This is a genomic window from Rathayibacter sp. AY1C2 (genome assembly GCF_002931195.1).
GTDB lineage: Bacteria > Actinomycetota > Actinomycetes > Actinomycetales > Microbacteriaceae > Rathayibacter.
In genome coordinates, this window is the sequence record NZ_PSWG01000015.1 from 59,492 (window position 1) to 70,208 (window position 10,717).

Below are 10,717 nucleotides of genomic sequence, written 5' to 3' on the forward strand. Positions count from 1 at the left end.
CAGCATGCTCTCCGCCTGGGACGGCAGCGCGTCCGGATCCGCGGTGGGCGAACGCGGGTGAAGACGCTGAGGGGGGACGACCTGCGCGCCGTCGCCCGATCCCTCTGCTGCGCCGCCTGCGTCGGCGATCAATCCGCGGCTGCTGCGCCGAGCGCCGCCTGCACCGCGCGGATGCTCGATCCGAGCACACCCGAGGTCAGGAGTCCCGGACCGAGCGGGCCGGACGGGTCCTCACCGAGGAGCGGCAGGGTCCGCAGCGCCGCCCGCACCTGCCCGCTCATGTGCCCCAGCTGCCACCGGATCTCGGCCTCGCCGCCCTACCGCGTCGAGGCCAGCCCGACCGCCTTCACTGCGTAGGCGGCGGCGCCGAGCGCGTGAGCTCCCATGTGGGCGACGCCGGACGCCTGTCCCGCCGACCGCGCCGCAGCCTTCGCCGCCGGAGAGATCGCCGACTGCGCCGCACGACCCGCGACGAAGCGGAGCCGGATCTCCCCCGCCGCGTCCGACTCGCCCCGCGAGAAGGCTCGGGCGCGGGCGATGCCGTCCCGTGCCCGGACGTCGTCGGGGGCCTCGGCCTCGAAGAGGGGGAGCACCCTCTCCGCGCAGTCGGCGGCCCACGCGGCGACGAGGCGACGATCGGCTTCGGACAACGACTGCGGGGACATGCCAGCACTCTCGCAGACGGCTCGAGCGTCCGTCCGTCCGGAGCCGCCCGTGGCCGCGGTCGTCGGGGCGGATGTGCCGGTAGTTCCCGCTCATCGGCGCCCGACCCGCGGAGGGGGCGGCTAGAGCACGTCGGCGATCGCGGCGAAGGTCCGGTCGGGGTCCTCGAGCTGCATGTCGTGGTGCACGCCCGCGATCCGGCGCACCTGCCAGCCCCGCTGCTCGAGCCGCGCGGCCAGGGCGTCGGGCAGCACCGCCGGCGACTGGTCGGAGAGCACGATCGTCGACGGGACCGCCGGCGCCTCGACCGGGACCGGGTGGAAGGCGACGTCCCGGAACACGCCGACGGCCATCCGCGCGTCGAACCTCTTCTTCGCGTCATCGAGCAGCGCGCGGATCTCCGGGCTGTAGGCGGCGCGGACCGCGGCGCCCGCCCGCGCCTGTCCGAGCTGGGCGATGCCGAGCGACAGGAGCGGCGCCGCCCAGAACAGCCGTCCGGCGAGGCCACTCGTCGGGAGCGCGAGGGCGAACCCGGGATCGAGGTAGACGGCCCGGCCGGGCGCGAGTCCTGCGACGGCGCGCTGCAGCACCGCGCCGCCGAGCGAGTGGCCGACCACGCTGTGGAGCCCTGCCGGCAGCAACTCGACCAGATCGGCGGCCATGTCGTCGATCCGGTACGACTCCGCCCGGGCGCTCGCGCCGTGCCCGCGCAGGTCGACGGCCGTGACCGTGTAGCGGCCGGTCGCGACGAGCCGCTCGACGAACGGCCCCCAGGTCGCCGCCGACGCACCGAGCCCGTGCACCAGCCCGACGTGTCGCGGTCCGGATCCGGTGGTGATCGTCTGCAGGCGCATCCCCTGATCCTGCCGGAGACGGCGCCTGAGGCGGAGGCGCCGGGCGGATGCGGAGCCTCTGCCGGAGACGGCGCCTGAGGCGGAGGCGCCGGGCGGATGCGGAGCCTGCTGCTGCACCCTCTGCGTCGACGATCGCGCCACATCTCCTGCCATCGAGGTGTGCGCTCTTGACTCCGCCGATGAGCGCTGGGAGGTTCTCCGGATGCGGTGGCACTCCGCCGTCCGCCCGAGCAGCCGGCCGAAGAGAGGACCTCCATGACAGCGACGAGCAGAGCCACGGGAACGGTCGGCCGGACCGCCGTCGTCTTCGGGGCGGCGGGTCTCGTCGTCGGGGCCGTCGTCGGCGGAGCCGCCGTCTTCGGAGCGGGGCTCCTCCTCGACGACTCGAGATCGAGGATCACGATCCGGGACGTCACCCGCGCGGAGCTGGACGGACTCGAGCGCGCTGCCGCTCCGAGCAGGGAGGCCTGCGGAGATCGTCGTGGGTGCGTGGAGGGCGTCGACGGGCCCGGGGCGTCGATCCACCGCTACCACTCCCTCGATCTCGCGCGCCAGGCGACGGTGTACAACACGAGGGACGTCTACCGGTCGGACCGGCTCGTCGTCGAGTTCGAACCGGATCTGGGCCCCGATGAGCGGCACGACCTGATCCAGGTGATCGAAGGGACCTGGACCGGGAGCAGCGACTGACGGGCGTGAAGCGAGCCGCCCGGACGGCGTCGACGAGCGACCGGAGGGCGGGGCCCTCGACTACTCGCTCAGCGCCGATCCTCCTCCGGAATGCCCACCGGACAGGGGCCTCCGCAGGGGGTCCGCTCCGGTGCGGTCCGGGCCTACGCTCGCCCCATGCATCTCCGCACTGTCGCGATGAGGCCTGGCGCCGCCGCTCTCGGGCCGGTCGGCGCGCCCCCACGGACCGCGCTGGACGACGTGCTCGCCCACCTGGTCGCGGCGCTCGCGATCGGATCAGGCCTGCTGCTGGTGCCGACGGGCATCGGCGGAGTGCCGCTGCTCGCCACGGGATCGGCTGGAGCGAGCGCCTTCGACGCCTGGACGCTGATCCGCACCACCGTGGCGCTGCAGGTCGGCATCGCCGTGCTCGCGATCGGCCTCGGCGCCGTCGCGCGGACGCGCGGACCCGCGGGAACCCGAGCGGAGCGCTGGTGCGTGGTCGCCGCGGTGAGCGCCGCGATCGGCGTGGTGCTGCTGGTCGTGCCGCCGGTCTGAGGACCCCCCGGGGAGCGTCGCCCACCGGCTTGTCCGGGTCGCCGCGCCCGCCCGTGACCGGACCGTCACTTCGCGCCGCGCGGCGTGATCGGATCGTTGCAGGATCCGGCACCGGCTGAGGTTCCGCATACGACACACTCAGCGACAGGGGGCGAGCGTCCCCCGCTCATGGGGAAGCCGACCGCGATCAGCGGCTCGGAGGAAGCAGGAATCGTGCGCTCTGCGCGACGACGCCACGGCGTCACCGTCATCACCACTGCGGCACTGCTGGGGGCGCTCGCGTTCCCGTCCGTCGCTCTGGCCACCGAGGTCGTCCCGGACGCCGCCTCGAGTCCTGCACCGGCCGAGCCGGCTCCCACCGCGGAGCCGACCGCGACTCCGGAGCCCACGGCGACGCCGCAGCCGGCCTCGACTCCGGCGCCCACTCCGGCTCCGACCATCGCGCCCGTCGAGAGCGCGCAGTCGCCCCTGGCGATCGCCCTCGACCGCACCACCTACGAAGCGGGCTCGGCGTTCTCCGCGATCCCGTCGGCGGAGGGCTGGGCCGGCGGCCTGGACGTGTCCGGGACCGGTTTCCAGCCCGGCACCGTCGCCGTCGTCGTGCTCCGCGACGGCGACTCGGAGGAGGCCGTCACCACCAGCGTGATCACCGCCTCCGGCGAGCTCCGCCTCCAGGACTGGCTCCCCACCGACGCGGACGGCGTCGCGGTGGACCCCCACCTCCCGCTCCCCGGCGAGACGATCTCCGTCGTCGCGGAGGGACTCGACGCCTCGGGCGCCCGTATCGCCTCCGATGCCGTCGAGCTGACCGTGACGCAGCCCGACACGAGCGTCGTCTTCCAGAACCGGGAGGACGGCGGTTTGCTCCCGGCCGGTGCGGATGTCCAGGTCGGTGAGTTCCGGATCTACGGCGTCGTCGCCTCGTTCCGCGGATTCGACCGCGGCGAGGACGTGTCCGTCACGCTCACCGCGCCCGACGGCAGCACCTCCGCCCTCGTGCCCCCCACGCCGACCCCGCTCTCGGGCGAGGCCTTCGTCCTGCTCGACGCCGACACCATGGCGGACCAGCTGGGCACCTTCTCCGTCACCGCCACGGGAGAGACCAGCGGACGCTCCGTGACGTCGTCGCTCGAGCAGGTCCCCTCGCGCACCGCGATCCGGATCTGGCCCCAGGGGGCTCCGCCCGAGCCCGCCCCGGCGGACGGACAGCCCACCAGCGGTGGCGCACTCCTCGGCTTCGGCGCGGACGAGACCGTCTCGATCGGCGTCTTCTCGACCTCGGGTGCGCGCCAGACGCTCACGGGCGGCGGCTCGAGCCTCGAGGTCGGCGTCGACGCGCTGGGCTGGAGCCTGATCTCCCTCGGCGAGTACCCGCTGCAGGACCCGGCGAGCGAGATCTACTGCGTCATCGCCCGCGGCACGTCGAGCGGTCTCGTGGCGAGCACCTCCTACGACTACACGCTGACGGAGGAGGACCCGATCGCCGGAGAGGCCGACTGCTCCGCCGCGGTCGCCGCCGTCACGGCGCACCCTGCCGGCGCCGGGCCCGCAGTGCACCCGGCCGGCTCCGGACCCGCGGCGCAGACGGGCGGCCACCGCCCCGTCCTCGCCTCGACCGGCGTCTCGACGACCGCGCCGCTCACCCTGGCCGCCTTCGGCATCCTCGGCGGTCTCGCCCTGACGGTGCTCCGCCGCCGCGCGTAGACGGCCACGCACCGCGGACGACGAAGGCGCCCGGGCACACCGCCCGGGCGCCTTCGCGGTCGCGAGACCCGTCGGGTCAGTCGGACGGCACCGCGCAGGTCTCCTCCGCCGCGGTCTGACCCGGAGCGTCGACGGCGACGGGAGCGGGATCCGTCGGAGCCGCGCCGCCGTCCGCGGGCGCCTCCGCCGCGGGCGCCTCCTCCGCCGGAGCGTCGGATGCGAGGGTCACCGGCTGGTCGTTGAGGACGCGGTTCATGAGCTCGGCCCCGACCTCGGCGTTGGGCACGACCTTGCCCGGGTAGTCCGGGTCGTCGAGCGCCGGGTACTGCACGAACACCATCTTCGAGAGGTCGACGTCCTTCAGTGCGAGGGCGAGCGAGATCATCGTCGCCGGGCTCGTGAGCGACGTCGACAGGTGCACGTTCGACGAGGTCGCCTGCGCGAGTCCGTAGAGGGCGGGGATGTTCGAGAGGGTGTCGGCCGAGCGGACGGTGCGCATCAGCGAGGCCAGGTACTGCTGCTGCGACGAGATGCGGCTGAGGTCGCTCTGGTCGCCGACGCCGTGGCGGCTGCGGAGGAACGAGAGGGCCATCGACCCGGAGACGGTGGAGGTGCCGGCGGGCAGGTCGAGGCCCGAGTCGGTGTCGAGGATCGGACCCGTGAGGCAGATCGGGACGCCGCCGACGGCGTTGCTCATCTCGATGACGCCGTTGAAGGACACCCAGCCGGCGTAGGGCACCGTCAGGCCGGTGAACTGCTGCAGGGTGTCGTTGACGCAGGCGAGCCCGCCGTACTGGAACGCGGAGTTGAGCGGGACGCCGGCGGCGGCCTCGGTGACGACGCCCGTCTCGGGGTCGGTGCACGCGGGACGGTCCAGGATCAGGTCGCGCGGGAAGCTGATCACCGTCGCGCTGCGGTGGTCGGCCGAGACGTGGAGCAGGATGTTGACGTCGTTGAGCGTGTCGTCGCGGACGCCGAAGGAGTCGCCCTGCGTGGCGTCGTTGTCGGTGCCGACCACCAGGACGTCGAAGCCGCCCTCGACCGCGCCCATCTGCACGTTCCCGGCGGTGGGAGGAGCGACGCCCAGGTCGACCGCGTTGTCGGCGACGTTCCGGCTGATGCTCACCGTCGCGATCGCCACGAGCGAGGTGGCGCTGACGGCGAGGACGCCGACCACCGCCGCGATCCCGACCACCACTGTCCGCACCCCGGACCGCCGCCGGAGCCGCCCGTGCCGCACCGCGCGCTCGTGAACCCTCATGCGCTCCCACCCCTCGCCCCGCCCGCCCGTTCGCCGACGCAGTCGCTCGCCAGTGTAGGCAGGCCCCCTCCGATGCGGCGCGGAACGGCCCTGCTACCGTCGTGCGCGCATCGAGGAGCGGAGGAGGAGCCGTGGAACGCCGAGTCGTCGATCCCGTCACGCAGATCGAGTGGATCGTCCCGCCGTTCGCGACCGAGGAGGACACCCTCGCCCGCGCGCGGGCCGATCGGGAGGGGCGGCTCGCCGACCTCCGCCTGTACCCGGACCACGGCGCGGAGTATCCGCTCTGGGCGGTCGACGGCCCGATCGACGATCCGGGTGCGATCGGCGTCCCGGAGGCCCTGCACGGACCGCTGCTCCGCTGGCAGGAGCTCTGGGCGTCCGGATGCGACGTGTTCGAGGGCTGGAGGAGCGCCGAGGCGGAGGAGCGCTGGCTCGCCCTCGGCCGGGAGCTGCACACCGAGCTCGAGGCCGCCCTCTGGCTGACGACCCGGGTGCTCGCCTGCTTCTGAGGACTGCTGCTCGGACATCCGCGGGAAAGCCGGCGCAACCCGTCCCCGGACCGGCCCCCGCGTGCCTACCCTGGACGGTGCGCTCTCCTCGTCTTCTGCAGCAGGTCGTCGGCAAGCTCGGCGGGCAGCGGCCCGCGGCCCCGGTGAGCCGTCGAGCGCAGCGCGCGCTCCTCGCCGAGCAGACGGTCCGCGGAGTGCTCGAGCTGGCCGTGCGGCTGGGCGAGACGCTGCTCTCGCTGGGGTCCGCGGCCGCCGAGGTGACCGAGACGATCCAGCGGGTGTGCCGCGCCTACGGCATCGAGTGCCAGGTCGACCTCACCTTCACGTCGATCCTGGTCGTGCACGACGGAGGCGACGACTCCCCCAGCGTGAGCGTGCTGCGCGTCGTCCCCTCCCGCAGCGCCGACTACGAGCGGCTCGCCCGCGTGACGGCGCTCGTCACCGCCATCACCGAGGGCTCGCCGGAGGTGCGGGTCGCCGACGCCGTCGATTCCGCCGAGGCCCGCGAGGAGGCCCGGCACCAGTTCGAGGCCGCGCACGACCGGCTCGACGCGATCCTCGTCCAGCCGCACCGCTACCGCCGCGGAGTCGTCACCCTCACGCTCGCGCTGATGGCCGCGGGCGTCGCGCTCCTGCTCGGGGGCGGCCCGCTCGTCGTGCTCCTCGCCGCCGCGACGGCCGCCGCGATCGACCTGGTCAACCAGCTGCTCGCCCGCTGGGGCCTGCCCGCCTTCTTCCAGCAGATCGCCGGCGCCGCGCTGGCGACCGGAGTGGCGGTGGTGCTGCTCGCGGTCGTGCCGCGGCTGCCCGTGGAGCTGGCGGTGCTGCCGCCCGCGCTCGTCGTCGCGTCGGGGGTGGTCGTGCTCCTCGCCGGGCTCTCGTTCGTGGGAGCGGCGGACGACGCGATCAACGGGTTCCCGATCACGGCGGGCGGCCGGCTGCTCGAGGTCGGGCTGCTGACGCTGGGCATCGTCGTCGGGATCGCTGTGGTGCTCGACGGCGCGCGCTCGCTCGGGGTCGAGCTGGTGCTGGTCGACTCCTACGCCCGCCCCTGGCCGGCCGCCGTGCAGGTGCTCGGTGCCGGGGTCGCGGCGGGCGCCTGGGCGCTCTCGTCGCACACCCCTCCGCGGCCCGCGCTCATCGCCGCCCTCACCGGAGCCGGTGCGTTCCTCGTCTCAGACTCGCTGACCACCTCGGGCTTCGCGCCGCTCATGGCCAACGCCCTCCCGGCGCTGGCGATCGGCCTGCTCGGCGAGATGCTGGCCGAGCGGATGCGGGTGCCCGCCGTGGTGACGACCGCGTGCGCGATCGTCCCCCTCCTGCCCGGCCTCACCCTCTACCGCGGCGTCCTCGGCCTCACCTCGAACGCCGGCCCGAGCGCCGGGATCGAGCTCCTGCTCCAGGCGGGCATGATCGCGCTGGGCCTCGCCGGCGGAGTCACGCTCGGCCGGATCGCCTACCGCCGCCTGCGCACCCCGATCGTGCGGGCGGTGGCGCCGGTCCGCGCCCGGACCCGCCGGGACCGCGGGATCGAGCAGGCCCTCGCCGCCGACGTCCTCTACCCCGACGGCGCCGAGGCCGGGCAGGCGGACACCGCACAGGACGCCACGGCGTCGGGCAGCGGATCCGGCCTCACGGCGTCCGACCCGTCGGCGCCGGCCGCGGTCGACCCCCCACCGCTGTCCGACGAGTCGGCGCCGGCCGCCGAGGAGCCGTTCACCCGCACCGGGATCGTCCCGATCGTCAGCACGATCGGCGTGACGGAGCCGGTGCCGATCGTCACCGAGGAGGATCCGGCCGACCGGGGCTGACGACAGGGCCTGCTCCCGCGGTCGGCTCCTCGCCGCAGAGGGAGGCGCCGCGCCGGTCAGTCCGCGTGGCCCCGCACGACCGCGGTCCGGCGGGTGTCGATCACGATCACCGAGCCGAGCACGATCAGGGCGAGCGACACCGAGGCGAGCGTGTCGGTCAACCAGTGGTAGCCGAGGTAGAGCCGGGCGACGATCTGGCCCGCGATCATCCCGAGCGAGAGCGCGAAGCCCCCGATCATCCAGCTCCGGGAGGAGCGGCGGGAGGCGAGGAGGAACGTGGTGATCAGGAAGAAGTCGCTCACGCCGGTGACGTGGCCGGAGGGGAACGAGAAGGTCCCGTCGGGCCCGAGCAGCATGTACTCGACCGGCGGGCGCATCCGCATCACGAGGTGCGCGGCCAGCTGCACGCTGAGCATCCCGACGAGCATGCCGCCGGCCAGGAGGATCGGCCGCCAGAGATGGCGGGCGAGGACGAACCAGAGCACGAGCACCGCCAGGATGATGACCGGCAGGTAGACCGGCCCGAAGACGGTGGCGAGCGCGTCCATCACGACCGTGCCCTCGGCGGAGCGCTTCTCGCGGAACCACTCGGCGACGACCGGATCGAGGACGGTGAGGCCGGTGCCGCTCGCGACCTGCGCGGTGAAGGCCGCGAAGAGGACGACGCCGACGCCGATGAGGCCGAAGCCGGCCCGGTCGAGGCCGCGGCGCGCCTCCGGGGCCATCACGCGCTCCTCCACGAGGAACCGCTGGTGGAAGCGGGCGCGGCGCGAGAGGGCGGGGGCGGTCATCCGCTCACCCTAGGGCTGCGGAGGTGCCGCCGACCGGGCCGTTCGCTCAGCGTCCTGCCGTGTAGTGCGTCTGGATCTGCTCCGGCGTGAGGACCGTCGAGTACACCGCGGCGTAGCGCAGGCTCCCGCCGAAGTACGAGGAGCCGACGTTCGGCCACTGGCCGCCCAGGCTGTCGTATCCGATCTTCCAGGTGCCCGTCGTGTTCTCGGCCGTGCGGTACGTGCTGTTCGAGGCGACCTTCACGCCGTCGACCCAGAGCGCGATGCCCGCCGTCGGCGAGAGCGTGGAGACGACGTGGTGCCAGAGCCCGTCGTTGACGGCTCGGGTGCTCGTGATGGTCTGCGCGGCGCCGTTGTAGACGCCGAAGACGAGCTTGCCGTCGGCACCGATGTAGGTGTGGCGGTCGTACTGGCCGCCGGGAGCGGTGGCGCCCGCGCTGAAGCTGAAGAGCTTGCCGCCGGCGTTCGTGGTCTTGAACCAGATCTCGGTGCTGAAGGTGCCGGGGTTCCTGATCTCCAGCGGCGTGCTCAGGTACTGGTTGGTGCCGTTCGGCGTCCACGAGCCGCCCGCGTCGCGCGGGCAGGCCTTGGGCGTCGCGGCGGAGCTGACCATCGCGGTCGGGAAGAGGCTGGTGGAGCGGTAGGTGCCCGGGTACTGGCCGGAGTCCGTGTCGGGCGCGGTCGTCGATCCGCTCGGCTGCGCGAGCGTGTAGGCGAAGAGCGCGGCCCCGCGGTCGGCGGCGAGGGCGCCGTCGCAGGTGAAGAACGCGGCGGCGCTGCCGACCGTGTTGGTCGAGTTCAGGATCGAGGCGGTGTACGCGCCGGAGGTGGCAGGGGCGGTGAGCAGCACGGCGGCCAGGGCGGCGGCGGCGAGGGCGGCGACGACAGACCTCGGGCGGGCGAGGAGGGTACGCAGCCGCGCGGCCGGCGAGGCGGCGGAGAGGCGGTGCCGGCTCATGCCGTCTCCTCCTCGCGGGCGGCGCGGCGGCCTCGCTCGGCGGTCCGCTCCGGCTCGCCGGGGAGGCCGACGAAGACCGTGTAGAGCACCGGGATCGCGCAGAGCAGGACGAAGAGGACCCAGCCCCAGAACGGCAGGTGCAGAGCGGAGGAGAGGGCGTAGGCGTCTCCGTCGTGCGCCGGGATCTGCAGGCGGCCGACCTGTCCGGAGACCAGGTCGACGGGGTCGGCGCCCTCGGCGCTCACGCGGATGGGGAGGACGCCCGTCGAGACGAGCGTGGCGTTCGTCGTGCCGCTGTCGACCGTGGCCTCGAGGACGACGATGCCGACCAGCGGGCGGAGCACGAAGACGGTGACGGACGCGACGAGCGAGAGGCCGAGGATCCGCATCGACGCCCGCTGGGTGGGCGAGGCGATGAAGCGGGTGAGCAGCTGCACGAGGACGGCGCCGATGATCAGCAGCGGCAGGCCGCGCACGAGCCAGCCGAGCACCGGCAGCGCCGTGGTGACGACTCCGATGAGCTGGTCCTGGCCGGTGGCCCACGGATCGACGGCGCCGTTGATGTCGCCCTGGGTGCGGAGCGTGCCGTCGTCGGCGATCTCGACGACCCGGTGGGTGTAGGTCTCGTCGGGCGTGGTGGTGGGGTGGAAGCTGACCGCGTCGCCGACCCGGACGTCCTCGAGGGCCGTCGGCTCGGTGAGGACGAGGGTGCCGACCGGGGCGGCCGTGCCCATGGAGGGCGTCTGCACGATGAACCAGCGTCCGCCGGACGCGTGGAACAGGAGCGCCGCCGCGACCAGGACGGCCAGCAGAGCGGTCGTCGTCCCGATCAGGGCGGTGCGGAGGAGCGACCGCCCCCGCCGCTCCCCCCTCCGCACCGCCCTGATCGGCACGACGACCGCTCTCCTGGCCGTCCTGGCCCCGGCGGCGCTCCTG

At 74.1% G+C, this 10,717-nt stretch carries 12 protein-coding genes; 5 read left to right on the forward strand and 7 right to left on the reverse strand.

The features are described from left to right. Window positions 1–128: 128 nt before the first annotated feature. The 3 genes from C5C55_RS16955 to C5C55_RS11570 form a co-directional block, all read right to left on the reverse strand. Window positions 129–281, reverse strand: a complete 153-nt coding sequence (locus C5C55_RS16955; protein ID WP_308470859.1) for a hypothetical protein — start codon at window positions 279–281, stop codon at window positions 129–131. 36 nt (window positions 282–317) lie between these two features. Continuing rightward, window positions 318–665 carry a putative immunity protein gene (locus C5C55_RS16960; RefSeq protein WP_308470858.1) on the reverse strand — a complete coding sequence of 116 codons (348 nt, stop codon included), beginning with the start codon at window positions 663–665 and terminating at the stop codon, window positions 318–320. A 120-nt stretch (window positions 666–785) separates the two neighbouring features. After that, window positions 786–1,517, reverse strand: coding sequence for an alpha/beta fold hydrolase (locus C5C55_RS11570; RefSeq protein WP_104233998.1), 732 nt, complete (start codon window positions 1,515–1,517; stop codon window positions 786–788). 255 nt (window positions 1,518–1,772) lie between these two features. Here C5C55_RS11570 and C5C55_RS11575 point away from each other — a divergent pair, with 255 nt between their 5' ends. The 3 genes from C5C55_RS11575 to C5C55_RS11585 all read left to right on the forward strand — a co-directional run bounded on the left by C5C55_RS11575 (window position 1,773) and on the right by C5C55_RS11585 (window position 4,448). Then, the gene (locus tag C5C55_RS11575) at window positions 1,773–2,207 is read left to right on the forward strand and encodes a hypothetical protein (RefSeq protein WP_104226555.1); all 435 of its coding nucleotides are present in this window, start codon (window positions 1,773–1,775) and stop codon (window positions 2,205–2,207) included. A 156-nt stretch (window positions 2,208–2,363) separates the two neighbouring features. After that, window positions 2,364–2,744 (forward strand): hypothetical protein, encoded by a 381-nt coding sequence (locus C5C55_RS11580; protein ID WP_146080938.1) that lies wholly within the window; start codon window positions 2,364–2,366, stop codon window positions 2,742–2,744. A gap of 213 nt (window positions 2,745–2,957) precedes the next feature. Further along, on the forward strand, window positions 2,958–4,448 hold the full coding sequence (locus tag C5C55_RS11585) for a hypothetical protein (protein ID WP_146080939.1): 1,491 nt from the start codon (window positions 2,958–2,960) through the stop codon (window positions 4,446–4,448). 76 nt (window positions 4,449–4,524) lie between these two features. On the opposite strand, the gene C5C55_RS11590 is transcribed toward C5C55_RS11585, so the two are convergent. Next, window positions 4,525–5,709: an LCP family protein gene (locus tag C5C55_RS11590; protein WP_104234001.1), complete on the reverse strand. Its 1,185-nt coding sequence runs from the start codon at window positions 5,707–5,709 to the stop codon at window positions 4,525–4,527. A gap of 131 nt (window positions 5,710–5,840) precedes the next feature. Here C5C55_RS11590 and C5C55_RS16630 point away from each other — a divergent pair, with 131 nt between their 5' ends. Together C5C55_RS16630 and C5C55_RS11600 are read left to right on the forward strand one after the other, a co-directional pair. Then, the gene (locus C5C55_RS16630) at window positions 5,841–6,221 is read left to right on the forward strand and encodes a hypothetical protein (RefSeq protein ID WP_181067843.1); all 381 of its coding nucleotides are present in this window, start codon (window positions 5,841–5,843) and stop codon (window positions 6,219–6,221) included. 77 nt (window positions 6,222–6,298) lie between these two features. Continuing rightward, the gene (locus C5C55_RS11600) at window positions 6,299–8,032 is read left to right on the forward strand and encodes a threonine/serine exporter ThrE family protein (protein WP_181067844.1); all 1,734 of its coding nucleotides are present in this window, start codon (window positions 6,299–6,301) and stop codon (window positions 8,030–8,032) included. A 56-nt stretch (window positions 8,033–8,088) separates the two neighbouring features. Here the strand turns inward: C5C55_RS11600 and C5C55_RS11605 are convergent, their stop codons facing one another. The 3 genes from C5C55_RS11605 to C5C55_RS11615 form a co-directional block, all read right to left on the reverse strand. Next, on the reverse strand, window positions 8,089–8,823 hold the full coding sequence (locus C5C55_RS11605) for a phosphatase PAP2 family protein (protein ID WP_104234004.1): 735 nt from the start codon (window positions 8,821–8,823) through the stop codon (window positions 8,089–8,091). A gap of 46 nt (window positions 8,824–8,869) precedes the next feature. After that, window positions 8,870–9,781 (reverse strand): LamG domain-containing protein, encoded by a 912-nt coding sequence (locus C5C55_RS11610; RefSeq protein ID WP_104234005.1) that lies wholly within the window; start codon window positions 9,779–9,781, stop codon window positions 8,870–8,872. Continuing rightward, window positions 9,778–10,717, reverse strand: a 940-nt coding sequence (locus tag C5C55_RS11615) for a S26 family signal peptidase (RefSeq protein ID WP_219813005.1), incomplete at its 5' end; no start/stop codon positions are given. The genes C5C55_RS11610 and C5C55_RS11615, both read right to left, overlap by 4 nt.

What these genes read in the sequence shown, in the direction of transcription:
- C5C55_RS16960 (WP_308470858.1), bottom strand. Translation starts at nt 665, where the DNA reads ATGTCCCCGCAGTCGTTGTCCGAAGCCGATCGTCGCCTCGTCGCCGCG.
- C5C55_RS11610 (WP_104234005.1), bottom strand. Translation starts at nt 9,781, where the DNA reads ATGAGCCGGCACCGCCTCTCCGCCGCCTCGCCGGCCGCGCGGCTGCGT.
- C5C55_RS11590 (WP_104234001.1), bottom strand. Translation starts at nt 5,709, where the DNA reads ATGAGGGTTCACGAGCGCGCGGTGCGGCACGGGCGGCTCCGGCGGCGG.
- C5C55_RS11605 (WP_104234004.1), bottom strand. Translation starts at nt 8,823, where the DNA reads ATGACCGCCCCCGCCCTCTCGCGCCGCGCCCGCTTCCACCAGCGGTTC.
- C5C55_RS11570 (WP_104233998.1), bottom strand. Translation starts at nt 1,517, where the DNA reads ATGCGCCTGCAGACGATCACCACCGGATCCGGACCGCGACACGTCGGG.
- C5C55_RS11580 (WP_146080938.1), top strand. Translation starts at nt 2,364, where the DNA reads ATGCATCTCCGCACTGTCGCGATGAGGCCTGGCGCCGCCGCTCTCGGG.
- C5C55_RS16955 (WP_308470859.1), bottom strand. Translation starts at nt 281, where the DNA reads ATGAGCGGGCAGGTGCGGGCGGCGCTGCGGACCCTGCCGCTCCTCGGT.
- C5C55_RS11575 (WP_104226555.1), top strand. Translation starts at nt 1,773, where the DNA reads ATGACAGCGACGAGCAGAGCCACGGGAACGGTCGGCCGGACCGCCGTC.